Source organism: Umezawaea sp. (assembly GCF_057122925.1).
On record NZ_DBNGPQ010000056.1, the window covers coordinates 33,631 to 58,743 of the forward strand.

Genomic DNA, 25,113 nt, shown 5'->3' on the forward strand with positions numbered 1-25,113 from the left:
AGAAGCGGCCCGCCACCCGCTCGTCAGGTGCCGAACCGCACCCAGTTCACGCTCACGTACGGCGCGGGCTGCCCGCTGGTGAAGGTGATGTGGACGTCGTGCGTGCCGGTCACGCCGGACATGTTCGCCGGGATGGTGCGCCAGCTCTGCCAGCCGCCGGTGTTGCCCACCGCGAAGCTGCCGAGCACGGTGCCGGTGGGGCTGCCCAGCCTCGCCTCGACCAGCCCGCTGATCCCGCCGCCCGCCCCGGACGCCACCCTGGCCGTGAACTGCGTGGCCGTGGTGCCGCCGAACCGGACGCCGGAGAAGCGCAGCGAGCCGCCGTTGGAGATCTGGCCGACGTCCTGGCCGCCGCCGGTGTCGGAGGTCGTCTCGATCGTGCCGCCGCTGCGGGAGGTCGCGCTCTCGGCCTGCATCTGGCTGTAGGCGTCGAACCCGCTGCCGCCCGGCGGGGTCGTCGTCGTGGTGGTCGGGGGTGTCGTGCCGCCCGCGGTGTAGACGGCGACGTAGTCCACGACCATCGAGTGGCCGGGAACCGTCGCGGCCGTGGGGGTCGGGCCCGCGAGGGCGTCGGGGAACGCGCCGCCCACCGCGAGGTTCAGCAGGATGAAGTAGCCGGCGTGGTTGGTCATGTTCGCCCACGTGTCGGCGGGCAGCTGGTTCTGCGAGACGCTGTGGAACTGCTGGCCGTCCACGTACCAGCGGAACGCCTGCGGGCTGGTGCTCTGGTCCCACTCGAACCGGTAGGTGTGGAACGCCGACTGGCAGCTCGATCCGGGGCACGTGCGGCTGGCGCCGAGGCCGGTGGTCTCGTTGCACGGACCACCGGGGTTCACGCCGCAGTGCAGGACGCCCCAGACGGAGTTGATCCCGTTGACGTTCTCCATGATGTCGAACTCGCCGATGCCGGGCCAGTTCCAGTAGTTGCCGCGGTAGGGCGCTCCCAGCGCCCAGAACGCGGGCCAGTAGCCCAGGGCCGCGTTGCCGGTGACGTTCGGCATCTGGATGCGGCCCTCGATGGCGAGCTTTCCGCCCGACGGCGGCCGGAAGTTCGCGCGCTGGGTCTCGATGCGGGCCGACGTCCAGTTGTTGGCGCCGTCGCGCAGGGCCGTGATGCGGAGGTTCCCGGCGCCGTCGAGCTTCAGGTTGTTGGGGCTGTTCGTGTAGTTCTGGACCTCACCGGTGCCCCAGTTGGCGGGCCCGCCGGGGTAGGAGTGCCCGAGGTCGACGATCCAGTTCGCCGACGAGGGCGGGGAACCGCTGGTGCCGTTGAAGTCGTCGCCCCACGCGAGGGTCCAGCCGGGTGGCGTCGTGGGGATGGAGGCGTTGGCCGTGGCGACCAGCGTGATCGGGATCGCGGCGAGCAGCGCCGCCGCGACGGCCAGGAGCCGTTGTCGACGGCTGGTGGGGAGCTCCATGCGCGGGTGACCTCCTTGTCACTCGGGTGTGGTGCTGACTAACATGAGAGCGCTCTCACACATGGTGTGCAAGCAGCCGAACAGCGCAACGGCTACTTGGCGTCCGCGTAGCTCGTGATCGCGACGGCCTTGAGCGGGAACCGGACCGGGGTGTCGCCGAACACCAGCCGCGACGCCTCCGCGCCCGCCGCCGTGACCTCCTCGCGCACCACCTCGGCCACCTCCGCCGGGCAGTGCACCAGCACCTCGTCGTGCACGAAGAACACCAGGTGGGCGCCGGGCGCCCGCTGGTGCAGCCTGCGCCGCAGGGCCCCCAGCAGCGCGGCCGTCCAGTCCGCCGCGCTGGCCTGCACGACGAAGTTCCTGGTGAACCGGCCCCAGTCGCGCGTGGCCCTCCTGGACCGCCGCTGCGCGTCCTCGTCGCCGTCGGTGTTCCCGGTCAGCTCGTGCCACGCCTCCGACGGCGTCGGGCTCGTCCGGCCCAGTCGCGAGCGGACCATCCGGCCCTGCTCACCCGCCTGCGCGGCGGCCTCGACGTACCCCACCGCGTCCGGGAACCGGCGCCGCAGCACCGCCAGCAGCGACCCGGCCTCCCCGCTCGTGCCGCCGTACATCGCCGACAGCATCGCGATCTTCGCCCGCCCCCGGTCGCCGTCGAACGCGTCGCCAGCCAGGTTCGTGTACAGGTCGTCGTCGCCCGCCACCTCGGCCAGCTTCCGGTCGTTCGACAGCGCGGCCAGCACCCGCGGTTCCAGCTGCGCCGCGTCCGCGGCCACCAGCAGCCAGCCGGGATCGGCGCGGACCGCCGTGCGCAGCGTGCGGGGGAGTTGCAGCGCCGCGCCGCCGTTCGTCGCCCACCGCCCCGACACCACGCCGCCCACCACGTAGTCCGGCCGGAACCGCCCGTCGGCGACCCACTGCTCGATCCACGACCACCCGTGCGCCACGTACAGCCGCGCCAGCTCCTTGTACTCCATGATCGGCTCCACGGCGGGGTGGTCGATCTCCCTGACCACCCACGCGCGCGCCGACGGGATGGCGATGCCCTCCCGGCCGAACGCCTTCACGATGCTCGCCGGGTTGTCCGGGTTGATCGGCTTCCCGTGGAACGCCAGGGAGATCCGGTCCACGAGGTCGGCCAGCTTGCGCGGCTTGGCACCGGCTGGTGGACGGGGGCCGAGCAGCTCGACCAGCAGCTCCTCGTGCACGTCCACCCGCCACGGCAGGCCGAAGTGCGTCATCTCCGCGGCGGCCAGCGCGCTCGCGGACTCGGCGGCGACCAGCAGCCGCAGGCGGTCGGCGTGGCCGAGCGAGGCCAGCGTCCGCTGCTGCTCGACGTGGACGGCGACGACCGCGTCGAGCGGATCGGCACCCCCCGGCAGCGGCTCCCGCTCGGGTTCGAACAGGGTCGGCTGCTCGTCCTTCTTGCGCGGCCCGTGGTCCTCCGGCACGTCGAGGCCCTTGAGCCGGGCGACCGCCGCCGCGAGGTGCCGCGGCTCGCGGTGCCTGCCCCGGTAGGCCAGCAGCAGGCCCTCGACCAGCCACAGGTCGAGGCAGCGCTCCACCCGGACGCCCCGCGCCAGCAGCTCGGGGTACAGCTCCGCGGTGCTGGCCCAGATCCAGCGCGGGTGGAACTGCTCCTCGACCTCCGCCACGGTGCCGCTCAGGTCGGCGGTGGTCCTGGCGGGCCCTTCGGGCACGCCCGCGTCGGACAGCGGCCGCACGCGCCCGCTGTTCCCGCCCTCCGACACCACCGCCACCAGCACGTCGTGATTGTGCGCCAGGGGTCCGACAGTTCCCGCTCCCGCGGACGAGGTTCCGGCAGGTCTTGCCGCGGCCGAGCACCGCGACCCCCTGCGACACCGGGTGCTGGTGGAGCCCAGGGCGTGGTTGTGGGACGGCCGCTCCTGCGCCTCGGGACGGCCGTGGACGGAGACCACCACGCCCCCACGCCGGGATCTCGCGGCCGTCGTGGCTCGTGCAGCTCGACCAGCGCCAGGTCGTGGTCGCTGTTGCCGCGGAAGGCCGAGACGAGCAGCCACCGGCCGTCCGGCGACACGGACGCGGCGTGCGCGGCGTGCCGCGGGTGGCCTCGACCCGCCGGACCCGTCCGGCGACCAGGCGATCTGCCGGACCGCGTTGTGCCGGTGGTCCGTGAGCGTGCGCGTCCCGCCGCCGGAAACCGGTGTCACGTGGAGGTTGTGCTGCCCGTCGGGGTTGGCCGCGTAGGCGGCCAACCACCTGTCCGGCGGCAGCGCGGCGGCGGAGCGGACCCCTGCTTCGGCGCGAAGTCCCTGGAGTCAGCCGTCTTCTCCCCCCCGGAAGTGGAAGTAGGAGCGGGATCATCGAGGCCGAGACGTCGAACGGTGCGGTGCCGGGGCGGCGCTTGGACACCTGGCCGCGCTCGGTGCGCTCGGCCTCCTCGGCGGACCAGTGCCTGGCCGGCAGGCGCAGGTGGAACGAGCAGTTCGCGGGCGTGGTGCCGAACTCGGCCGCCGCCCCGGTCGCGGTCAGCGGGCCCTCCCGGGCGAGCAGTCCGCACGCGGGGCGGGTGGCTCAGCGCCCTCGGGTCTCGCGCGTCCGTGAGCCGCCGTCGGTCGAAGGACGTGTTTCGACAGTAGTGTTGCCGCACCGCGAGGGACGAGGCTGAAACCGGTGCTTGGTGCCAATGGCCCCGCGGGGGGAGTGCACTATGGCGCAGTGGATCGGAATCGCGGTACCTCCTACCGGCTCGACCCCCCGCTGAACGGCACGGCGGTGGTCGGCGCGGACACGGGGCCCGGTGGTCTGCTGGACGCGCGCAACGAGGTCGTGCCCTTCCACGGCCGGATCCGCGAACTCGCCGCGCTGGCCCGCTGGCGCGACGGCAGGGAGCGGATGGCGGCGCTGCTGCTGCACGGCGTGGCCGGGGTCGGGAAGACCAGGCTGGTCAACAAGTTCGTGGTCGAGAGCCGCGCCGCCGGGTGGACCGTGCTGCTGGCCCGCTACGGCGAGGTGGCCGCCGACCTGCGCCCCGCCACGACCGCCACCCGGCTGCTGGTGGTCGTGGACGACGCCGACCGGTGGCCGTGGGCCGACCTGCGGGACCTGCTGCGGGAACCGCGGCAGCGCACGTCCGCCGAGAGCCGGGTGCTGCTGGCGTCGCGGCTCACCGGGTGGTGGTGGTCGTCGACCCGGCAGCGCGGCGCGGACCTCGGGCACGTGATGACGGACCTGCCGCTGCTGGACCGGCCGGAGGAGCACGCCGAGCAGTACGCCCTGGCCGGTGCGCGGTTCGCCGCGACGCTGGGGGTGGAGCGGCCCCCGGCCGCGCTCGGGCACGCCGACAGCACGTTCGACGTGCACCTCGCCGCGCTCGCGCACGTGCTCGGCGCGGTGCCGGGGTCCGGTCGCTCCGACCTGGTGCGGCACCTGATGAGCCGGGGAGGGGTTCCCGTCGGATCGCCCCGGCTGACCGAGGACTTCCTGGCTGTCACCCTGCTGGACCACCGGATCGAGGCCGAGGTGTCCGCCACCGGGCTGGCCACCCTGGTGCAGGCCGCCCGGCGGTGGCCGCACCTGCGCAAGCGCGCCGAGGCCCTGTTCACCGCCGACCCCGAACTCGCCCGCTCGGTGAGCGCGTCCACGCTGCTGGCGCTGGTGGAGATGTCCTCGATCCCGGTGCTGCGCGCCATCGCGCCGCACGTGTTCGAGGAGCCCCGGCTGACCGGGGACGTGCTGCCCGCGGTGCTGACCCGGCGGCTGGTCGAGCACGCCGTCGCCGTCGGCGCGGACCGGTTGGAGCACGCCGAGCTGTACGGGATGCTGGCGGCCAGGGCCGCGCTGGCCTGCCTGCGGGACGAGGCGCTGGTGGCCTCGCACCGCGAGGTCGCGCTGTACCGGGAGCTGGCCGCCGCCGACCAGGCCGAGCACCGGTCCGCGCTGGCGGAGGCGTTGGGTGACCTGGGACTGCGGTACGTCGCCGTGCACGAGCCCGCCGAGGCCCTGATCGCCGCGCAGGAGTCGGTGGCGCTGTGCGAGGAGGTCGTGGCGGAGGACCCCGACAGCACGCCGCAGCTGGCCGCCGCGTTCGAGCAGCTCGCGCAGCGGTGCGCGGCGCTGGGGCTGCGCGAGGACGCCGTGGAGGCCGTCGGCAAGGCCACCGTGCTCTACCAGCAGCTCGCGGAGGGCGGTCCGGGGCTGTTCCGGCTCGACTTCGCGAAGGCCGGGTACCAGCTCGCCGTTCGGCTGTTCGACGTGGGACGCACCTCCGAGGCCGCCCAGGTCGCCGATCGGGCGGTGGCGGCGTGGCGGCTGGTGGCCGAGGCCGATCCGAGGTTCGAGCCGGACTTCGCCCGCGCGCTGGCCCAGATGGGCACGGTGCTGCGCAGCAACGACCTGCGGGTCGAGGCCGTGGAGGTGGTCGAGGAGTCGATCGCGGTGCTGCGCAGGCTGGTCGCGGTGAACCCGAGGGGTTTCGAGTCCGACCTGGCCGTGGCGCTGGTGTCGTGCGGTTCGCTGCTGCTGGAGGCGGGCAGGCGGGACGACGCCGTCCGGCTCGCCGAGGAGGCGGTGGCCGTCCGCCGCCGGATCGCCCGGTCCGGGCTGCCGGGTGACCGGGCCTCGCTGGCCGGGGCGCTGTGCCACCTGGTGGCGACGTCCGGGCGGTTCGAGGACCGGCTGGCCGCCGCCGAGGAGGCCGTGCACCTGCTGCGGGACGTCGACGGGCACCGGGTCGACCTCGTGGTGGCGTGGGCGACGCTGGCCGGGGTGCTGCTGTACGACCGGCGCGACTACGAGGCCCACCGGGCCGTGGACGAGGTCCTGCTCCTGGTCCGGCGGCTGCCCCGGCAGGTGCTGGCCGCGGACGGGCCCCGGATCACCGGTGCGGTGGTGGTGCTGTCCGACGAGCTGACCGCCGTGCGGCACCACGGGAAGGTCGTGGAGCTGGCCGAGCAGGTGGTGGTGCTGTGGCGGGAACTGGGTGATCCCGCCGCGCACCTGTTCGCGTCGCACCGGCTGGTGGGGGCGCTGTCACGGGCTCGTCGCGGTGAGGAGGCCCGCGGGGTGGCGCACGCGGCGGTGGTGCTGTGGCACCTCTACCGGGCTCCGGACGACCTGCGGACCGACATGGGGTACGCGGAGGCGCTGTCGGCGTACGCCGGGCTCTGCGCCGAGACCGGGGTGGACCTCGAACGGGCGCTGGACGCGGCCCACCAGGCCGTGGTGGTGGCCCGCAGGGCCGACGGGTCGCCGGGCGGGCTGACCCGTGCGCTCGGGGCGGTCGACCTCGTGCTGGACGCCGCTTCGGCGTCCGCGACCGGTGGCGCTGATCGAGAGCTGTCGGACCGTCCCTCTACCTTCCGCGCGTGAACCCCGAGCGGGGGAGCTGGTTGGCTCCCCCGCGGACCCGTGGTCAGCCCGTGGTCACCAGCGACCGGAGGAAGAACGCCACGTTCGCCGGGCGCTCCGCCAGCCTGCGCATGAAGTAGCCGTACCACTCGTCGCCGTACGGGAGGTAGACGCGCATGGTGTTGCCCGCCGCCGCGATCCGCTTCTGCTCCTCCGGGCGGATGCCGTAGAGCATCTGGAACTCGTAGCTGTCGAGCGGTCGCGTCCCCGCCAGGTCACCGGCGATGGCGATGAGCCTCGGGTCGTGCGAGGCGACCATCGGGTAGCCCTCGCCCGCCATGAGCACCTTGAGGCAGCGCACGTAGGACAGGTCCACGTCGGCCTTGTCCTGGAACGCCACCGAGGCGGGCTCCTGGTAGGCGCCCTTGCACAGGCGCACCCGCGAGCCCGCGTGGGCGAGGTCCCGGCAGTCCTGCTCGGTGCGCTTGAGGTAGGCCTGGAGCACGGCGCCCACCCAGGGGAAGTCCACGCGCAGTTCGCGCAGGATCCCCAGGGTGGAGTCCGTGGTGGTGTGGTCCTCCATGTCCAGCGTGACGGTCGTGCCGACGGCCGCCGCCGCCTCGCTGATGCGCCTGGCGTTCTCCAGCGCGATCTTCTCGCCGACCACCGGCAGCGACTGGCCCACGGCGGAGAGCTTGACCGACACCTCGGCCCGGTCCGCGTGGCCCGCGTCGTCCAACCTGGACAGCAGCTCCAGGTAGGCCGCGACCGTGGCGTCCGCCTGGCCCGCGTCGAGGGTGTCCTCGCCGAGGTGGTCCAGGGTCACGAAGCGACCGTCGGAGACCAGCGAACCGGTCGCCCTGATCGCCGCGTCCACGTCCTCGCCCGCGATGAAGCGGTCCACGACCGGGCGGGTCAGGGGCGTGCTCTCCACCAGCCTGCGGGCTCCGGTGGAGCGCGCCGCGGCGAGGAGTGTGGAGCGGAGCATGGCGGTTCTCCCTCAGCCCTGGTGCGGGTGGCGGTACGAGGTCGGAGCCACGAAGGTCTCCTTGATGGACCGGGGGCTGACCCAGCGGAGCAGGTTGTGGATCGAGCCCGCCTTGTCGTTCGTGCCGGACGCCCGGCCGCCGCCGAACGGCTGCTGGCCGACGACCGCGCCGGTCGGCTTGTCGTTGACGTAGAAGTTGCCCGCCGCGAAGCGCAGCTCCCGCTGGGCGTGGGCGATGGCGCCGCGGTCGCGCGCGATGATGGAGCCGGTGAGGGCGTACGGGGACGCGCTCTCCATCTGCCGCAGCACCTTGTCGTAGTCGGCGTCGTCGTAGACGTGCACCGCGAGCACCGGGCCGAAGTACTCGGTGGTGAACACCTCGTGCGTCGGGTCGGTGCCGAGCAGGACCGTGGGCTGGACGAAGAAGCCGACGCCGTCATCGGCCGTGCCGCCCGCGACGACCTCCAGCGAGCTCGTGTCGCGGGCCGCGGCCAGGACGCCGGAGAGCTTGTCGAACGAGCGGCGGTCGATGACCGCGCCCATGAAGTTGTCGAAGTCCGTCACGTCGCCGACGGTCAGCGCGGCCACGTCCGCGAGGAACGCGTCCTTCATCCGGGCCCACACCGAGCGCGGCACGTAGGCGCGCGAGGCGGCGGAGCACTTCTGGCCCTGGTACTCGAACGCGCCGCGGACCAGCGCGGTGCGCAGCACGTCGACGTCGGCCGACGGGTGGGCGAGCACGAAGTCCTTGCCACCGGTCTCGCCGACGATCCGCGGGTAGCTCCGGTAGTTCGCGATGTTCGCGCCGACCTGGCCCCAGAGGTGCTGGAACGTCCTGGTGGAGCCGGTGAAGTGGATGCCGGCGAGGTCCGGGGACGCGAGCGCCACGTCGGACACGGCGATGCCGTCGCCGGGCAGGAGGTTGATGACGCCCGGCGGCAGGCCAGCCTCTTCGAGCAGGCGCATGGTGAGCTGCGCGGCGAAGTTCTGCGTCGGGGACGGCTTCCACAGCACCACGTTGCCCATCAGCGCGGGCGCGGTGGGCAGGTTGGCCGCGATGGCGGTGAAGTTGAACGGTGTGATCGCGTAGACGAAGCCCTCGAGCGGCCGGTGGTCGGTGCGGTTCCACACACCGGCGGAGCTGGTGGGCTGCTCGGCCAGCAGGGTGCGGCCGAAGGCGACGTTGTAGCGCCAGAAGTCGGCCAGCTCGCAGGCGGCGTCGATCTCGGCCTGGATGGCGGTCTTCGACTGGCCGAGCATGGTGGCGGCGTTGATCGTCGAACGCCACGGGCCGACGAGCAGGTCGGCCGCGCGCAGCAGGATCGCGGCGCGGTCGTCGTAGGACAGCGCCTGCCACGCGGGGGCGGCGGCGCGGGCCGCGGCGATGGCGGCCTCGGTGTCCTGGTGCGTCGCGCTGGTGAAGGTGCCGAGCACGGCGCGGTGGTTGTGCGGCTGCACGACGTCGAACCTCGGGCCGCCTCCCGCCCGCTGCTCGCCGCCGATGGTCAGGGTTCCCTCGAGCGGCTCCTTGACCAGCTCGACGAGCTTCGCCTGCAGTTCGGCGCGCTCCGGCGAACCGGGGGCGTACTGCAGGACCGGCTCGTTCACCGGCGACGGAACCCTGGTCACAGCGTCCACGAGCAGCTCCTCCACAACAGCGGGTGTCCCCTACAACGGTAGGACTCGGAGACCACCCGACCTTTGTACGACTGGCTAATATCGGGGTACCCATTTGGCTGAACGGACAAAGATGAGCCTCCAGGACGTGCTGATCGCGCTCGGTGACCCGCTGGTGGAACTCCAGGTCGCGCCCCGCGGGCTCGACGTGGACGTGCTGGACGTCGTGATCCTCGACCCGGACGACGTCCCGGACGTCCGGCCGGGCGACCTGGCGCTGGTCATCGGCGTGCGGGGCCGGGCGGCCGTGCCGCTGGTCCGCTCCGCGCGCCGGGCCGCCGCGGTGGTGGTGAAGTCCGACGGGGCGCTGTCGCCGCTGCTGCGGCAGGCCGCGCTGGACGCGGGGGTGGCGCTGGTCGCGGTCCGCCCCGAGGTCCGGTGGGAGCACCTGGAGTCGCTGGTCAGGGGCGTGCTGGTCAGCCCGTCGACCAACGGCGAGGTGCTCGGCGACCTGTTCGCGCTGGCCCAGACGATCGCCGCGCTGACCGGCGGGATCGTCAGCATCGAGGACACCTCCAGCCGGGTGCTCGCGTACTCGCGGTCCAGCGACGAGGTCGACGAGCTGCGCAGGCTGTCGATCCTGGGCAGGCAGGGCCCCGAGCCGTACCTGAAGATGCTCCGGGACTGGGGCGTCTACCAGCTGCTCCGGTCCGGCGAGGACGTCGTGCGCATCGACGAGCGCCCCGAACTCGGCATCCGGCGGCGCATCGCGATCGGCATCCACGCCGGGCCCACCCCGCTGGGCACGATCTGGGTCCAGGAGGGTGACGCGCCGCTGACCGAGCAGGCCGAACGGGCGCTGCTCGGCGCCGCCCGCGTGACCGCCCTGCACCTGGTCCAGCGGCGCAACGAGCCGACGGCGGCGTTCCGCGAGAACCTCCTCGCGTCGCTGCTGGACGGCCGGATGGACGCCGAGTCCGTGGCGGGCCAGATCGGCGCCGACCCCGGCAAGCCTGCCGCCGTGGTGGTGTTCGCCTCGCGGGACGAGTCCGCCGACCGGACCGAGGCCGAGTTGCGCCGCAACGAGCTGACCGGCCTGATCTCCGTGCACGCGGCGGCCTACCGGCGCAGCGCGCTCGTCACGCAGGCGGGCGCGCGCACCTACGTGCTGCTGCCCGACCTGCCGCCGGGGGCGCAGCTCCTCGCCCTGACCAGGGAGATCGTGGCCGCCGCGCACCAGCACGTCGGTCTCGGCGTCCGCGCCGCCGTCGGCTCCGCGGTGCCCACCCTGGACGAGGCGCGCGTGTCGCGGCAGGAGGCGGACCGCGTGCTCGACGCGATGGGGCGCGACCTGGACGTCGACGTGGCCACCCTGGACGACGTCCGGTCGCGCGTGCTCGTCAGCGAGACCCTCGCCCTGCTCGCCGAGCACCCCCGCATCCGCGACCCCAGACTGGCGAAGCTCGACGGCGACCTCGCGAGGTCCGTGCTCGCCTACCTCGACGCCTTCGGCGACGTCCGGTCGGCGGCGAAGCTCCTCCACGTCCATCCGAACACGCTCCGTTACCGCGTTCGGCGGGCGGCCGAGGTCTCCGGAATCGATCTGGACGACCCGTTGCAGCGCCTGTTCGCCCAACTGCAACTGAGGTTGGGCTGAGGTTCCCAACTGCTTTACCCGATTCGGACAACTCACCTCTACTCTGCGGAGTAGGGGAACATCGAAAGGAAACCGGGCTGTTGACCGTCGACGCGGCAGGCAAGCGGGGCAGCGACTTCGCTGAGCTATCCCGGACCATCAAGCAGGCGGGTCTCCTCGACCGCAGGATCGGGTACTACACCTTCCGGCTGGCGGGCAACGCGCTGGCGCTCGCGCTCGCCGTGACCGCCTTCGTGCTGGTCGGCAACTCGTGGTGGCAACTGGCCGTGGCGGTCGTCATGGGTGTGGTGTTCACCCAACTGGCCTTCACGGGCCACGACGCGGGCCACCGCCAGATCTTCCAGAGCAAGAAGGGCAACGACCTGGTCGGCCTGGTGCACGGCAACCTGCTCACCGGACTCAGCTACGGCTGGTGGATCGGCAAGCACAACCGCCACCACGCGAACCCGAACCACATCGACGAGGATCCGGACGTCGACATCTCGGTGCTCGCCTTCACCTCCGAGCAGTCGCTGACGAAGAAGGGGATCTTCCGCTTCATCACGAAGCACCAGGCGATCTTCTTCTTCCCGCTGCTCCTGCTCGAAGGTTTCAGCCTGCACGTCATCAGCGTGAACGCGATGGTGCGCCGCCAGGTCAAGGGCTGGGTCCTGGAGGCCTCGCTGCTGGCCGTGCACATCGTCGGCTACCTCGTCGCCGTGTTCCTGGTCATGTCACCGCTCAAGGGCGTCCTCTTCATCCTCGTCCACCAGGCGATCTTCGGCCTGTACATGGGCGTCTCCTTCGCGCCGAACCACAAGGGCATGCCCGTCCTCACCGACGAGCACCAGTTCGACTTCCTGCGCAAGCAGGTGCTGACCTCCCGCAACGTCAACGGCAACTGGTTCACCGACCTGGCGCTGGGCGGCCTGAACTACCAGATCGAGCACCACCTGTTCCCGAGCATGCCGCGCCCGAACCTGCGCCGGGCGCAGGCCCTGGTGCACGACTTCTGCGAACAGCACTCCATCTCCTACGCCAAGTGCGGCCTGTTCAGGTCGTACGGCTACGTGCTCCAGCACCTGCACGAGGCGGGCGCGCCGCTGCGCGGTGCAGCCAAGCTCGCTCGAGCAGCGTCCAGGTAGTCGTGGTCAGCAGGTAGATCCCGGCGGCCAACGGCAGCACGGCCGCCACCAGGACGGTGCCGAACGGCAGGTACCGCAGGACCCGCGTCAACGGGGTCCGCGGTACCCCGTTCCGCTCCGCCAGCGCCGCTGACCAGCGAACGGTGCCGAAGGCGACCAGAGCCAGCGCGGCGAACAGCCCGGCGAACACGGGCGTGTGCCCGAACCCGCCCAGCCACCCCGTCGCGAGCGGCGCGCCGAGGAGCGTGGAGTCGAGCAGCGGGCTCGGGGTGGTGACGAGCCGGTACACGACCATGAAGAACGGGATCTGCGCGAACATCGGCAGGAACCCGGCGAACAGCGACGTCCCGGAGTCCCGGTAGAGCTTCATCGTGGCTTCCTGGAGCTTCACGACGTCCTTGCCGTGCTTCTCCTGGAGCTCGCGCACCCGCGGTGCGAGGGCGGTCTTGGCCTTCTCGGCGCGCACGGCGGCCCGCGTGAGCGGGTGCATCAGGAGCCGGACGAAGGCGGTGAACAGGACGATGGCGGCAGCGGGCGTGACGAGCCCGGCCAGGGCAGAGCCCAGCGCGTGGAACAAGGTGGACAACTCCGTCGAATCGAGCGGGAAGAACCGGACCTAGGCGGGGGAGAAGCCAAGTCCGGGCGCTCGGGGACGGGGACGACCCGCGGCATCGGGGTCTCGCAGGCGGAGGAAGGCCGTGCGTTGGGCCTTCTCGCGCAACGACAGGGAACGGGTCCACGCCGGGGCGGTCCGCGGGACGACGGGACCGGCCACCAGCAGCAGCACGACGGCCAGCGCGGTGATCGCGGCGAGCAGTTCGGCAGGCTGGTGGAACAGGGTGGCCGCGTACAGGGCCGGGAACAGCACGACGAGCAGCGACCGCAACCGCCGCCACTCCGTCATGGCGCCACTGTACCCACTCACACCACCAGCGCGGGCCGGTCCGCGTGGTCGTAGCGGACCAGCACGTCGGCGTCGGGGTCGTAGCCGTCGTAGGCGGGCAGCGTCCACCGCCGGTCGGCCGTCGTCTTGCGGCGCAGCGCGCCGGGGGAGAGCCACAGGTGCACGGTCAGCTCGGCGGGCAGGCCGCGGTCGAGCAGCAGCGTGCCGTCCAGCAGCAGGACACCGCCCTCGCCCAGCGTCGTGTACGCCGCGCGGCTGGCGCGGTCGGCCTCCGCGTCCCACAGCGACGGCAGGACCTTGCCGGAGCCGCCCGGCTCCAGCGGCGTCAGCACCTCGCGCAGCAGACCGCCCGCGTCCAGCCAGTCGTGGCGGAACGCGTCCGGATCGGTGCGGCCGTGCTCCAGGCGCACGGAGGCGGGCCGCAGGAAGTCGGCGGCCGACACCCGCAGCGCCGGTCGGCCGCGGGCCCGCAGCGGGTCCACGAGCGCGTCGGCCAGCGAGCCGGGCTCGGCGGGGGCGGCGCCGTCCACGACCACGCGGGCCCACGCGGTGCGGGGGAGCGCGTCGACCCGCTCGACCAGCTCGTCCACGAGGGTCCCGGGTGTCAGGGAGCGGACCTTCACGACAGCGGGTAGTCCTCCCAGCCGGAGGGCAGGGTCGGCACGGGCCAGTCCGGGTCCGGCCTCCAGTCGGCCCACGCCGGGTCCCACCACGTGTCGCCGGAGGTCAGCATCGCCTCGATCTCCTTCCCCTGGCGCCGCACCCGGTCGGCCAGCTCCGCCGAGTACTTCCCCTCGACGACCTGGCGCTCGAAGTCCTCCCGGTCCCGCTCCACCCACGGCCCGTTCGCTGGAGCCCAGTAGTCCAGCTCGTGGTCGAGCGTGTCGAACCCGAGCGCGGTGCGCCGGTACGGGTCCTGGAGGTTCAGGTACCACCCGGTGAACCGCCGCGACGGCCCCTCCCAGTAGAGGTCGACCGAGTAGGCGTCGTCGGGCCGGTGCATCTGGAGCTTCCCGTGCCCGCGCCAGGTCGCGTTCCCCGCGAGCTGCTTCTCGTGCGGCCACGGGTGGTCCGGGTACCCGAACCGCGTTCCGGGGACCAGGAACACGACCAGCAGCCCCGGCTCGTCCACCACGACCCGCGAGGGCGTCACCACCCACGGCTTCCCGTGCAGCACCTCGCGGCGCAGAACCACGTCCCCCGGCTGGAAGTACCCCATGCGCCCAGCTTAGGGGGACCGGTACGCCCATACGGGCCTGGTGCGACAGGTCTGGACCTATGACACTTGGTGGTCTAGTCCTCTGCTGGGTGTCAGGCCGCCAACCGAACACTTGTGGGGAGTACCGCGTGAAAGCTCGCAAACTCGGTCTGGTGGCGGTCCTCGCGTCGATCGCCGTGGCACTGCCGATGCTCATGACCGGTGTGGCGCAGGGCCACGGCTCCGCGCAGGGGCCGTTCAGCCGCACGTACAACTGCCGGTGGAACGAGAACCCCGAGGCCCCGACGTCGGGTGGCTGCAAGGCCGCCGTCGCCGCGGGCGGCACGCAGGCGATGTACGACTGGCACGAGGTCAACATCGCCAACGCGGCGGGCAACAGCCGGTCGATCATCCCGGACGGCAAGCTGTGCAGCGCGGGCCGCGACAAGTACAAGGGCCTCGACCTGCCCCGCACCGACTGGGCGGCCACGAAGCTCACCAGCGGCGCGGACATCACCTTCCAGCTGAAGGCGACGGCCCCGCACCGCGGCACGTTCGAGCTGTTCAGCACCAAGACCGGCTGGAACCCCTCGGCGCCGCTCAAGTGGAGCGACCTCGACCCGTCGTTCGCCAAGGTCACCGAGCCCGCCATCGCCAACGGCGCCTACCAGATCAACGTGAAGCTCCCGACCGGCAAGACCGGCCGCCACCTGATCTACGTGATCTGGCAGCGCTCGGACAGCCCGGAGGCCTTCTACTCCTGCTCGGACGTCATCTACTAGCGCGCGGCACGGGGAGCCCGCGCCGGGCTCCCCGTCAGCCGTCCGCCTCCAGCGCGCGGCGCAGCTGCCCCACCACCAGCTCCCGCCGCGCGTCGTCGAACGGCAGCGCCCGCACCAGCAGGCCCAGCGCCTCCGCGTCGGCACGGCCGCCGTCGGTGCGGGTGAACTCCCACAGGCCTTCCGCGTCCCCCAGCGTGAGCACGGCCCGGCGCACGCCCGCGAGCAGGTCCTCCCGCTCCTCGCGCACCACCGGCGCCTCCGAGCGCGGCAGCAGCGCTCCCCGGTAGCCCGAGGCGGCGGCGCGCACGTCTCCGCACCTCAGCGCGTCCCGGACCGCGACGAAGTCGCCGCGCACGTCGGCGCACAGCCGGTACGGCTTGGTCAGCAGCGTGCCCGTGCCGACCTGGGCGCGCAGCCGGTGCAGCTCGGCCCGCACGGTCGCCGGGTTGCCCCGGTCGCCGTACAGCTTGAGCGCGAGCTGCTCCGCCGTCAGCCCCCGCGGGTGCAGCACCAGCGCCGTCAGCAGCTCCGCGTGCCGCCAGGTCAGCGGCAGCTCCCGGCCGTTCAGCACCGCGCCGGGGTGCTCGACGCCGAGGAAGGTCAACGACAGCAGCGGCTGCCGCGCCTGGCCGGTCGACTTCGCGACCCGCAGCAGGTACCCCTCCTCCAGCGGCTCCAGCACGCCCTCGCGGCCGTCGCCCAGCGGCACCCGGTCCGACGCGGGGTCGATCCGCCGCGGCACCAGACCGTGGGGTTCGGCGATGAGCACCCGTCCGGTGGGGCTGATCAGCGCGCCGGGCTCGCCGCGCAGACCGATGAGGTGCTTCATGTTCCGCGACCGCAGCAGCTCGTCGCTCGCCGCCTGGCGCAGCTTCAGCTCGCTCTCGGCCAGCCGCGCGGCGGCGGCCACCAGCGCGCCCATCGCCGGGTGCATGATGCTCAGCGGCCCGCTGATGTCGACCGAGCCGATCGTGGCCCCGCTGTCCGGGTCGTGCACGGGGCTCGCCGCGCACGTCCACCCGTGGTAGGTCCGCACGAGGTGCTCGGCGGAGTGCACGACGACCGACGTGTCGACCGCGAGGGCGATGCCCATCGCGTTCGTGCCGATGGCGTCCTCGGTCCACCGCGCGCCCGCGGTCAGCCCGACGCCCTCGGCGGTGCGCCGCACCTCCCGCGCGCCCTCCGTCCACAGGATGTGGCCGTCCGCGTCTGTGATGATCATGACATGCATCGCGTCCTCCGCGATGCCGACGAGCGTCTCCCGCAGCACCGGCAGCACGGTCGACAGCGGGTGCCTGGCCCAGCGGTCCGCGACCTCGTCCGGTCCGAGCACGATCGGCGCCTCGTGCCGGTTCGGGTCGACCTGAGCTGCCAGGGAACGGCTCCAGGACTCGGAGATCAGCGTGCGCGGCGTCAACCCGGCCGGGTCGCCGCCGAGCACCGCGTCGTGCACCCGGCTCAACGCACGCGCCTTCGAGCGCTGTTCGCCGCCCCAGAGCATCGGTCCTCCCGCTTCCGCCGTCAGGATGACGCGCGCCGGGTCGTCGCGGCAAGCCGCCCTCGATGCAACGCGACTGCAACGTCGATCTTCCTAGGTTCGGTGGTCCCCGACGCAACCCCAGGCTGGAGACCCCGACATGGCGAAGTACGCGGCACCGGGCCGATCGGGCGGCATCGTCTCGTTCCGCGACCAGTACGACCACTTCGTCGGCGGTGAGTACGTGCCCCCCGCGCGGGGCTTCTACTTCGACAACACCACACCCGTCACGGGCGAGGTGTTCACCAGGGTCGCCAGGGGCACGGCGGAGGACGTCGACCACGCGCTCGACGCCGCGCACGGGGCCGCGCGGGCGTGGGGCCGCACCTCGGCCGAGGAGCGCGCCACCGTGCTGTCCGAGGTCGCCGACCGGATCGAGGACAACCTGGAGGTCATCGCCGTCGCCGAGACGTGGGACAGCGGCAGACCCGTCCGGGAGACGCTGTTCACCGACCTGCCCGCCGCGGCCGAGCACTTCCGCTACTGCGCGGCGGTCGTCCGCGCGCAGGAGGGCGGGATCTCCCGGTGCGACGGCGACCTGGTCGCCCACCACTTCCACGAACCGCTGGGCGTCGTCGGCATCGCCGTCCCGTGGACCTCCGCGCTGCTCACCACCGCCTGGCACCTCGCGCCCGCGCTGGCCGCGGGCAACACCGTGGTGCTCAAGCCGTCCGAGCACACCCCCGCCTCCGTCCACGTGCTCATCGGCCTGATCGGAGACCTCCTCCCGCCGGGGGTCCTGAACGTCGTCACCGGCTTCGACGTCGAGGCCGCCGCGCCGCTGGCCGCGAACCGCCGCGTCGCTAAGGCCGTCGTCGTCCGGGAACCGACCCGCTGGACGCCGACCGTCTACTTCGCCGACCTGACCGAGCGCCAGGACGACCGCTACACCGACGCGCTGGACGGGTTCGCAGGCTTCACCCTCAACCGGGCGTCGACCGCGCTGGTGCAGAACAGGGCCTACGACCACTTCCTCCTGGACGCCACGGCCCGCATCGGCGCCATCCGCCTCGGCGACCCCCTCGACCCGGCCACCACGGCGGGTCCGCAGGTCAGCGCCACCCACCTCGCCCGCGTCCTGACCCGCATCGACCAGTGCGACCGCGACGGCGCCCGGCTGGTCATGGGCGGCGACCCCGTCGAACTGGGCGGCGGCTACTACGTGGCCCCGACGATCTTCGAGACCGACCAGAAGACCCGCGTGGTGCACGAGGACTTCACCGGACCCCTCACGCTGGTGAGCCGGTTCGACGACGCGGACGACGCGGTGAAGATCGCGAACGAGGGCCCGCGCTGCCCGTCCGCGAGCGTGTGGTCCCGCGACAACGGCGTGGCCTACCGCACGGGGAGGGCCATCCGGGCGGGCCGGGTGTGGGTGAACAACCACCCGCCGCACAGCGGTTCCCTCGGCGAGCGCCGCGAGCTGCTGGAGTCCTACCAGCACACCAAGAACATGGTCGTGGCGTACTGAGCTAGTCCGCCGCGAGCGCCCGCCGCAGCTGACCCGTCACGAGTTCCTGCCGCAGGTCGCCGAGCGGCAGGGCGTGGACGAGGCGTTCGAGCGCCTCGGCGTCGTCCCGGCCGTCGTCGGTCCTGGTGAACTCCCACAGGGTCTCCCCGTCCCCGCGCGAGATCACCGCCCGCCGCACGGCGGCCAGCAGGTCCTCCCGCTCCTCGCACACGACCGGCGCCTCGGACCGGGGGAGCAGCGCGCCCCGGTACCGCGCGGCGGCGGCGGCGACGTCCCCGCCCCGCACCGCCTCCCGCACCGCCACGAAGTCGCCGCGCACCTCCGCGCGCAGCCGGTACGGCCGCGTCGGCAGGACCCCCTCGCCGAGCTGCGCCCGCAGCCGGTGCATCTCCGCGCGGACGGTCGTGGGGTTGCCGCGCTCGCCGTACAGGCGCAGCGCGAGCTGCTCCGCCGTCAGACCGGCCGGGTGCAGGGTCAGCGCGGTGAGGATCTCCGCGTGCCGCGTGGACAGCGGCATCTCCCGGCCGTCCAGGACGGCGGTCGGGTGCTCCGTTCCCAGGAAGGTCAACGACAGCAACGGCATCCGGGCCGGAGCGCCCGCGCGCGGGACGCGGAGCAGGTAGCCCTCGGCCAGCGGTTCGAGCACGCCGACGCGGCCGTCGGGCAGCACCAGGCGGTCGGAGTCCACGGCGACCCTGGCGGGCAGCGTGCCCAGCGGCTCGGTCGCCAGCACCCGGCCGGTGGGGCTCAGCAACGCCCCCGGCTCACCGCGCAACGCCGTGAGGTGCCGCATGTTCCGCGCCCGCAACCGCTCGTCGCGGGTGGCGACCCGCACCTGCAACTGGCCCTCGGCGAGCCGGGCGGCGGCCGACACCAGCGCCCCCATCGCGGGGTGCACGGTCCGCAGCGGCCCGCTGATGTCGACCACGCCGAGGACCCGGCCGGTGTCGGGGTCGCGAACGGGGCTCGCCGCGCACGTCCACCCGTGGTAGGCCCTGACCAGGTGCTCGGCCGAGTGCACGGTGACCGGCTTGCCCAGCGCCAGCGCCGTGCCCATCGCGTTCGTCCCGCTGGCGGACTCGCTCCACTGCGCGCCCTCGGTCAGGTGCACGCGGTCGGCGGCCCTGCGGATCTCCGCCTCGCCCTCGCACCACAGGACGTACCCGTCGGCATCGGTGATGATCATGACGTGCATGGCCTCGTCCGCGATGCTCACCAGCGTCTCGCGCAGCATCGGCAGCACGGACGCGAGCGGGTGGGCGTCCCGCAGGTCGACGACCTCCGACGCCTCGTACACGACCGGCGCCTCGCGCTGCTCCGGGTCGACCCGCGCCGCCAGCGACCGGTACCACGACTCGGAGATCACCGGACGGGGCTCGCCACCGACACCCGCCAGCACGGAGTCGTACACCCGGCTGAGCGCGTGCGCGTGCCGCTCGGCGTCGTCGGCTGGGTGCATGGGACCTCCCGCACCCAGGATGACCCGCGGTTACCCGTGACCGCAACCCGCGGATTCGCCCGAACGGATGCAACGGACGTGCAACGTGGGGATGCCTAGCGTGAGACGCACACCACGCGACGAAGCGGGAGACGACACATGGCAGTGTTCGCGGCACCTGGTCAGCCTGGCAGCGTCGTGGCGTACCAGGAGCGGTACGACCACTTCATCGGGGGCGAGTACGTGGCCCCGGCCAAGGGCGCCTACTTCGAGAACCCCACCCCCGTCACGGGGCAGGTGTTCACCGAGATCGCCAGGGGCACGGCGGAGGACGTCGAGAAGGCCCTGGACGCGGCGCACGGCGCCTCACGCGCGTGGGGTCGGACCTCCCCGACCGAGCGGGCGAACATCCTCAACAGGATCGCCGACCGCATGGAGGAGAACCTCGAAGCCATCGCGGTCGCCGAGTGCTGGGAGAACGGCAAGCCCGTCCGCGAGACGCTGGCCGCCGACATCCCCCTGGCCATCGACCACTTCCGCTACTTCGCGGGCGTCATCCGCGCCCAGGAGGGCGGGATCTCGCAGATCGACCAGGACCTGGTGGCCTACCACTTCCAGGAGCCGCTGGGCGTGGTCGGGCAGATCATCCCGTGGAACTTCCCGATCCTGATGGCCACCTGGAAGCTCGCCCCCGCGCTGGCGGCGGGCAACTGCGTCGTGCTCAAGCCCGCCGAGCAGACCCCCGCGTCGATCCACGTGCTGCTGAGCTTCATCGCGGACCTGCTGCCGCCGGGCGTCCTCAACGTGGTCAACGGCTTCGGCGTCGAGGCGGGCAAGCCGCTCGCGTCGAGCAGCCGGATCGCGAAGATCGCGTTCACGGGTGAGACCACCACCGGCAGGCTGATCATGCAGTACGCCAGCGAGAACATCATCCCGGTGACGCTGGAGCTGGGCGGCAAGAGCCCGAACATCTTCTTCGAGGACGTGGCCGCGACGCGGGACTCGTTCTACGACAAGGCTCTTGAGGGCTTCACGATGTTCGCGCTCAACCAGGGCGAGGTCTGCACCTGCCCGTCGCGCGCGCTCATCCAGAGCTCCATCTACGACCGGTTCCTGGCCGACGCGACCGAGCGCACGAAGGCCGTGAAGCAGGGAAGCCCCCTGGACACCGAGACGATGATCGGCGCCCAGGCCAGCAACGACCAGCTGGAGAAGATCCTCTCCTACATCGACATCGGCAAGCAGGAGGGCGCCAGGCTGGTCACCGGTGGCGAGCGCGCCGACCTCGGCGGCGAGCTGTCGGGCGGCTACTACGTCACGCCGACGATCTTCGAGGGCGACAACAAGATGAGGATCTTCCAGGAGGAGATCTTCGGCCCGGTCGTGTCGGTCACCCGCTTCGACGACTACGACGACGCCGTGAAGACCGCCAACGACACGCTCTACGGGCTGGGCGCCGGCGTCTGGTCCCGCGACGGCGGCACGGCCTACCGCGCGGGCCGCGACATCCAGGCCGGCCGGGTGTGGGTGAACAACTACCACGCCTACCCGGCGCACGCGGCGTTCGGCGGCTACAAGGACTCCGGCATCGGTCGCGAGAACCACAGGATGATGCTCGACCACTACCAGCAGACGAAGAACCTGCTGGTCAGCTACTCGCAGAACGCCCAGGGCTTCTTCTGATGAACCGCGTCGACCTCACGGAGGCGGCGGCCGACCTCGTCCGCCGCCTCCGAGAGGACAACGGCCCGCTGATGTTCCACCAGTCCGGCGGGTGCTGCGACGGCAGCGCCCCGATGTGCTACCCGGCGGGCGAGTTCCGCACGGGCGGCTCGGACGTCCACCTCGGCGACCTCGTCGTGGACGACGAGGCGGTGCCGGTGTGGATGTCCGCCAGGCAGTTCGAGCTCTGGCGGCACACCCACCTCACCATCGACGTCGTGCCGGGCCGGGGCGGCGGGTTCTCGCTGGAGGCCCCGCTCGGCGTCCGGTTCCTGATCCGCTCGCGCTTGCTCACCGACGAGGAATCGTTGGCGTTGAACGGTTGAGGCCTTCTCGTCGGGTTCCCCTCGCTATCGTGGTCGTGATCCGTCGACCGTTCCGGGGGGAACTCGATGAGGACCTTGTTGCTCGCGCTCGTCGCGGGCCCCTTCTCGGAGCCGACCCCACCACGCCCGGCGCCCGGATCGTGCACGCGGTCGTGAAGCAACCCGTGATGCGTTCCGAGTGGCGTGCGGAGCCGGCCGGGAGAGGTTCGAGCAGGAGTGCCTCGACGGTCTGAACGGCCGTCGAGCGAGCGGGGTGGGGGCCTACGCGCGGGTCCCCACCCCGTTGTCGGTGCTCGATCGCCGCTGCTCCGCGGACGGTGACCCGACCTACCGACGCGGCCTCACCACTACCTGCCCCAGGGGACCTGGGGCGAGGGGTAGTAGTTGATGCCCGCTGCCTGCCAGCGGGGGGCCTGGGCGGCCAGCCGCCGGGAGAAGGCGGTCCAGTCGTGCGTCGACCGCGGCGACCACCCGAGTTCGGCGATGGCGGGCAGCCTCGGGAACGCCATGTGCTCGACCTCCGAGGAGTTCGTGAGGGTCTCCGTCCACAGTGGAGCCTCGACGCCGCGGACGGCCGACTCCGGCACGCCCTTCAGGTAGGCGCCGGGGTTCCAGTCGTAGGCGTCCCGCACGTCGGTGTAGCCCGCCCAGTCCAGGCCCAGCTCGGTGTTCTCGTCGTACTTCATGTCCAGGTACGCCTTGGACGCGGGCGACAGCAGGATCTTGTTGCCCCGCGCCGCCGCCGCGGCCACGTCGGCGTCCTCGTCGTCGGTGCCCCAGTACTGGGCGACGGCGGAGGTGGGCGGGGTCGTCTTCACGAACTCGTGCCACCCCAGCGCGGACTTGCCGTGCTTCCGCACGAGCGGCAGCACCCTGTCCATGAAGGTCTTGAAGTCCGGCTCGGTCGTGGAGTGCGCCTCGTCGCCGCCGATGTGCAGGAACGGGCCGGGGGTCAGCGCCGCCAGCTCGCGCAGCACGTCGTCGACGAACCGGTAGGTGATCGGCTTGTCGATGCACAGCGAGCTGAACCCGACCTCGATGCCGTCGTAGAGCGGCGGCGCGACGCCGTCGCAGTTCAGCTCGGCGTAGGACGCGAGGGCCGCGTTGGTGTGGCCCGGCATGTCGATCTCCGGGATCACCGTGATGCCGCGGGAGCCCGCGTACTCCACCAGGTCCCGGTACTGCTCCTGCGTGTAGTGGCCGCCGGGGCCGCCGCCGACCTCGATGCTGCCGCCGTAGGTCGCGAGCCGGGGCCAGCTCTTGATCTCGATGCGCCAGCCCTGGTCGTCCGCGAGGTGCAGGTGCAGGTAGTTGACCTTGTACGCGGCGATCTGGTCGACGTACCGCTTGACCTCGTCGACTGAGAAGAAGTGCCGGGCCACGTCGAGCATCGCGCCCCGGTGGCCGAAGCGCGGGTGGTCGAGCACGCTGCCGCCGGGCACGGTCCACGGCCCAGGCTGCTCCGTCCTCGCCTCGATCTTCGCGGGCAGCAGCTGCCGCAGCGTCTGGACGCCCGCGAACAGGCCCGCCGCGGCCCGTGCGCGGATCACGACGCCCCACGGCGTCACGTCGAGCTGGTAGCCCTGCTCGCCCACCGCGGGGTCGGCGCCGACGAGCAGCAGCGTCACGCCCCTCGGGGTCACGCCCGAGGACACCGGGAGGCGGTATCCGGTGGCGGGGCGCAGCAGCTCGGCCGCGTACTCGCCGACCCTGCGCGCGTCCGCCGAGCCGGGCTGGGTCTGGATCCTCGCGTTCGCGGTCAACGAGTAGTCCGCTCCCGGACGGGGGGTGACCTTGACCGGTGCGGGCACGATCTGGCGCAACGACGTCTCCGGGCTTGCTAGTGCTGGGCTCGCCGCGCCGACCGCGACCGCTGTGGTTCCCGCGAGCAGTAGTGCCAACGCGGCACCGGGCAACCGCCGTGTGTTTCCACCGATCCCCACGAAATCCTCCTGGCCAGGCTGGAACCAACCGTGCGGCGGCGGCTGATTTCACCGTTTCAGCCCGCCTGGGAGCTGTCAAGGTCCAGACCAATCAGGAGAGCTTCGGCTTCTTCACCGCCCGCCAGACGGCCGGGAACCGGTCCTCGATCCGCGCCGCCGCGCCGCTCTCCAACCCGTGCAGCAGGCCGAAGGCGAACCCGTTCTCGCCGTCCAGGTGCGCCTGCACGCCGAGTTCCCGCAGCACGGGGCGGGCCACCACGCTGTCCTGGTGCTCGCCGAGCAGCGTCTGGACTCCCTTGATCCGCTTGCGGTACGCCTTGGCCCGCGCGCCGAACACCGGCACGGCCGCCTCCGTCGTGTAGCGCAAGCGCTTGGCCGCCTTGCGCGACTCGTGCAGCGCCACGTCCCGCTCCACGCCGGGGTCGGTGTCGAGCACCTCGTCCGCGTGCCGCGCGAGCCTGCGGTAGGCCTTGTCCACGAGCTTCGGCACGACCTTCACCGCCTTCTCGGCGGCGACCGGGGTCAGCGGCGGCGAGGTCAGCAGGGCGTCGATCGAGTCCAGCAGCGCGATGTACCGGTCGCTGTTGAGCGCGGCCACGCCCGCCTCGTGGGCCGCGGTCTCCAGCGGGGCGAAGTGCCTGGTCAGCCTCGCCGCGACCGGCCCGAGCAGCAGGTCGGGGTCAAGGTCGGCCACCGCGCCGGTGAAGCGCTCGCGCAGCACCTCCAGGTCGCGGGCCTCGCCGAGCACGCCCGCCAGCCACTTCAGCTCGGTCGTCAGCTCGCGGGTCTGCTCGCGGTCGACCACCTTGCCGTACGCCTGGAGCGCGCTGCGCAGCCTCCGCGTCGCCACGCGCATCTGGTGCACGGCGTCCTCCCGGTCGCGCCGCACCGCCGGGTCGTGGTGCTTGAGCGCCGCGGTGTGCTCGTGCAGGTAGGCGAGGACGACGTCACCCGCGGTCGCCTTCCGGCCGGTGCGCGGACCGCGGGGCTTCGGCCCCATCCGGTCGGCCAGCAGGCGGGTCAGCTTCGCCGACGACGTGGACCGCGTGATGCCCGCGGTGGACAGCCGCCGCTCCACGACGTCGAGCAGCGCGCGGTCACCGCCCGCGCCCAGCTCGACCTCGATCTCGCGCCACTCGTCCCCGGCCGAGTCGTCGCCGACGACCCGCGCCAGCACCAGGTCCTCGACCACCTCGACCAGCAGGTCGCCCCGGTCGTCGACGAGCTGCCACCGCTCACGGGTGGTCTTGATCCGCGCGACCGGCTCCAGCGCCTCGCCCCGCGCGTGCACCCGCACCAGGTCGACCAGTTCCTCCGGCGGCTTCTTCCGCGCCTTGGTCAGCGGCACCCGGACCTCCTCGCGGGTGTCCTCCCCGACCGGGAGCTTCAGGTGCCAGCCCGCGTCGTCGCCCCCGGTGCGCCTGCGCAGCGTCACGCCCCCGCGCGCCAGCCGGAGGTCGGCGGTGTCGTAGTAGACGGCTTCCAGGTCGATCCGCTCGGGCCCGGCCTCCGCGGCCACGCCGGGGAACCCGTCGAGCGGTGGCAGGTCGCTGCCCGCCGGGGCCTCGTACTTGCGTTCGGTCTCGTGCACGGAGGTCGCCATCTTCTAGAAATACACCCCCGGCGCCCGGTTCACTCCTGTTCGCGCTGGTTGTCA

19 protein-coding genes are annotated in these 25,113 nt (G+C 72.6%); 7 read left to right on the forward strand and 12 right to left on the reverse strand.

The window, feature by feature from the left end; translation table 11 throughout:
- Nucleotides 1-23: 23 nt before the first annotated feature.
- Entirely contained in the window at nucleotides 24-1,418 is a 1,395-nt protein-coding gene (locus tag AC156L_RS12460; protein ID WP_330877321.1) for a carbohydrate-binding protein, read from the reverse strand.
- A gap of 92 nt (nucleotides 1,419-1,510) precedes the next feature.
- Entirely contained in the window at nucleotides 1,511-3,184 is a 1,674-nt protein-coding gene (locus tag AC156L_RS12465; protein ID WP_330877322.1) for a bifunctional 3'-5' exonuclease/DNA polymerase, read from the reverse strand.
- 934 nt (nucleotides 3,185-4,118) lie between these two features.
- Between AC156L_RS12465 and AC156L_RS12470 the strand changes: the two genes are divergently transcribed.
- Nucleotides 4,119-6,770: an ATP-binding protein gene (locus AC156L_RS12470; RefSeq protein WP_330877323.1), complete on the forward strand. Its 2,652-nt coding sequence runs from the start codon at nucleotides 4,119-4,121 to the stop codon at nucleotides 6,768-6,770.
- Between the two features lie 43 nt (nucleotides 6,771-6,813).
- Here the strand turns inward: AC156L_RS12470 and AC156L_RS12475 are convergent, their stop codons facing one another.
- The gene (locus AC156L_RS12475; RefSeq protein WP_330877324.1) at nucleotides 6,814-7,737 is read right to left on the reverse strand and encodes a proline dehydrogenase family protein; all 924 of its coding nucleotides are present in this window, start codon (nucleotides 7,735-7,737) and stop codon (nucleotides 6,814-6,816) included.
- Nucleotides 7,738-7,749: 12 nt separating this feature from the next.
- Nucleotides 7,750-9,375, reverse strand: coding sequence for an L-glutamate gamma-semialdehyde dehydrogenase (gene pruA / locus AC156L_RS12480; protein ID WP_330877325.1), 1,626 nt, complete (start codon nucleotides 9,373-9,375; stop codon nucleotides 7,750-7,752).
- 112 nt (nucleotides 9,376-9,487) lie between these two features.
- Here pruA and AC156L_RS12485 point away from each other — a divergent pair, with 112 nt between their 5' ends.
- Nucleotides 9,488-11,011, forward strand: coding sequence for a PucR family transcriptional regulator (locus AC156L_RS12485; protein WP_330877326.1), 1,524 nt, complete (start codon nucleotides 9,488-9,490; stop codon nucleotides 11,009-11,011).
- Nucleotides 11,012-11,088: 77 nt separating this feature from the next.
- Nucleotides 11,089-12,135, forward strand: a complete 1,047-nt coding sequence (locus AC156L_RS12490; RefSeq protein ID WP_414719949.1) for a fatty acid desaturase family protein — start codon at nucleotides 11,089-11,091, stop codon at nucleotides 12,133-12,135.
- Here the strand turns inward: AC156L_RS12490 and AC156L_RS12495 are convergent.
- The 4 genes from AC156L_RS12495 to AC156L_RS12510 are packed head-to-tail and all read right to left on the reverse strand — an operon-like array spanning nucleotide 12,044 to nucleotide 14,258.
- Nucleotides 12,044-12,721, reverse strand: coding sequence for a YidC/Oxa1 family membrane protein insertase (locus tag AC156L_RS12495; RefSeq protein WP_330877328.1), 678 nt, complete (start codon nucleotides 12,719-12,721; stop codon nucleotides 12,044-12,046). The two genes, AC156L_RS12490 and AC156L_RS12495, sit on opposite strands and share 92 nt — an antisense overlap.
- A gap of 30 nt (nucleotides 12,722-12,751) precedes the next feature.
- Nucleotides 12,752-13,039: a DUF6412 domain-containing protein gene (locus tag AC156L_RS12500; protein WP_330877329.1), complete on the reverse strand. Its 288-nt coding sequence runs from the start codon at nucleotides 13,037-13,039 to the stop codon at nucleotides 12,752-12,754.
- 17 nt (nucleotides 13,040-13,056) lie between these two features.
- Entirely contained in the window at nucleotides 13,057-13,662 is a 606-nt protein-coding gene (locus AC156L_RS12505) for a nucleoside/nucleotide kinase family protein (RefSeq protein ID WP_330877330.1), read from the reverse strand.
- The gene (locus AC156L_RS12510; RefSeq protein WP_330877331.1) at nucleotides 13,659-14,258 is read right to left on the reverse strand and encodes a DUF402 domain-containing protein; all 600 of its coding nucleotides are present in this window, start codon (nucleotides 14,256-14,258) and stop codon (nucleotides 13,659-13,661) included. The genes AC156L_RS12505 and AC156L_RS12510 overlap by 4 nt, the downstream gene beginning before the upstream one ends.
- Before the next feature lie 128 nt (nucleotides 14,259-14,386).
- On the opposite strand from AC156L_RS12510, the gene AC156L_RS12515 reads away from it, so the two are divergent.
- Nucleotides 14,387-15,019, forward strand: coding sequence for a lytic polysaccharide monooxygenase auxiliary activity family 9 protein (locus AC156L_RS12515; RefSeq protein ID WP_330877332.1), 633 nt, complete (start codon nucleotides 14,387-14,389; stop codon nucleotides 15,017-15,019).
- 34 nt (nucleotides 15,020-15,053) lie between these two features.
- Here AC156L_RS12515 and AC156L_RS12520 read toward each other — a convergent pair whose 3' ends face one another.
- Nucleotides 15,054-16,520 (reverse strand): transcriptional regulator, encoded by a 1,467-nt coding sequence (locus AC156L_RS12520; protein WP_330877333.1) that lies wholly within the window; start codon nucleotides 16,518-16,520, stop codon nucleotides 15,054-15,056.
- 136 nt (nucleotides 16,521-16,656) lie between these two features.
- On the opposite strand from AC156L_RS12520, the gene AC156L_RS12525 reads away from it, so the two are divergent.
- Nucleotides 16,657-18,027: an aldehyde dehydrogenase family protein gene (locus tag AC156L_RS12525; protein ID WP_330877334.1), complete on the forward strand. Its 1,371-nt coding sequence runs from the start codon at nucleotides 16,657-16,659 to the stop codon at nucleotides 18,025-18,027.
- 1 nt (nucleotide 18,028) lies between these two features.
- Here the strand turns inward: AC156L_RS12525 and AC156L_RS12530 are convergent, their stop codons facing one another.
- Entirely contained in the window at nucleotides 18,029-19,486 is a 1,458-nt protein-coding gene (locus AC156L_RS12530) for a helix-turn-helix domain-containing protein (RefSeq protein ID WP_330877335.1), read from the reverse strand.
- A 138-nt stretch (nucleotides 19,487-19,624) separates the two neighbouring features.
- Between AC156L_RS12530 and adh the strand changes: the two genes are divergently transcribed.
- Entirely contained in the window at nucleotides 19,625-21,148 is a 1,524-nt protein-coding gene (gene adh, locus AC156L_RS12535) for an aldehyde dehydrogenase (protein ID WP_330877336.1), read from the forward strand.
- Complete coding sequence (locus AC156L_RS12540; RefSeq protein WP_484406834.1) at nucleotides 21,148-21,513, forward strand: DUF779 domain-containing protein; 366 nt, start codon at nucleotides 21,148-21,150, stop codon at nucleotides 21,511-21,513. Before adh ends, AC156L_RS12540 begins: the two co-directional genes overlap by 1 nt.
- 347 nt (nucleotides 21,514-21,860) lie before the next feature.
- On the opposite strand, the gene AC156L_RS12545 is transcribed toward AC156L_RS12540, so the two are convergent.
- Nucleotides 21,861-23,414 (reverse strand): beta-N-acetylhexosaminidase, encoded by a 1,554-nt coding sequence (locus tag AC156L_RS12545; RefSeq protein ID WP_330877337.1) that lies wholly within the window; start codon nucleotides 23,412-23,414, stop codon nucleotides 21,861-21,863.
- A gap of 133 nt (nucleotides 23,415-23,547) precedes the next feature.
- Complete coding sequence (locus AC156L_RS12550) at nucleotides 23,548-25,059, reverse strand: CYTH and CHAD domain-containing protein (protein ID WP_330877338.1); 1,512 nt, start codon at nucleotides 25,057-25,059, stop codon at nucleotides 23,548-23,550.
- Nucleotides 25,060-25,113: the final 54 nt, after the last annotated feature.

What these genes read in the sequence shown, in the direction of transcription:
- AC156L_RS12460 (WP_330877321.1), bottom strand. Translation starts at nt 1,418, where the DNA reads ATGGAGCTCCCCACCAGCCGTCGACAACGGCTCCTGGCCGTCGCGGCG.
- AC156L_RS12475 (WP_330877324.1), bottom strand. Translation starts at nt 7,737, where the DNA reads ATGCTCCGCTCCACACTCCTCGCCGCGGCGCGCTCCACCGGAGCCCGC.
- AC156L_RS12485 (WP_330877326.1), top strand. Translation starts at nt 9,488, where the DNA reads ATGAGCCTCCAGGACGTGCTGATCGCGCTCGGTGACCCGCTGGTGGAA.
- AC156L_RS12500 (WP_330877329.1), bottom strand. Translation starts at nt 13,039, where the DNA reads ATGACGGAGTGGCGGCGGTTGCGGTCGCTGCTCGTCGTGCTGTTCCCG.
- AC156L_RS12510 (WP_330877331.1), bottom strand. Translation starts at nt 14,258, where the DNA reads ATGGGGTACTTCCAGCCGGGGGACGTGGTTCTGCGCCGCGAGGTGCTG.
- AC156L_RS12520 (WP_330877333.1), bottom strand. Translation starts at nt 16,520, where the DNA reads ATGCTCTGGGGCGGCGAACAGCGCTCGAAGGCGCGTGCGTTGAGCCGG.
- AC156L_RS12525 (WP_330877334.1), top strand. Translation starts at nt 16,657, where the DNA reads ATGGCGAAGTACGCGGCACCGGGCCGATCGGGCGGCATCGTCTCGTTC.
- AC156L_RS12530 (WP_330877335.1), bottom strand. Translation starts at nt 19,486, where the DNA reads ATGCACCCAGCCGACGACGCCGAGCGGCACGCGCACGCGCTCAGCCGG.
- adh (WP_330877336.1), top strand. Translation starts at nt 19,625, where the DNA reads ATGGCAGTGTTCGCGGCACCTGGTCAGCCTGGCAGCGTCGTGGCGTAC.
- AC156L_RS12540 (WP_484406834.1), top strand. Translation starts at nt 21,148, where the DNA reads ATGAACCGCGTCGACCTCACGGAGGCGGCGGCCGACCTCGTCCGCCGC.
- AC156L_RS12550 (WP_330877338.1), bottom strand. Translation starts at nt 25,059, where the DNA reads ATGGCGACCTCCGTGCACGAGACCGAACGCAAGTACGAGGCCCCGGCG.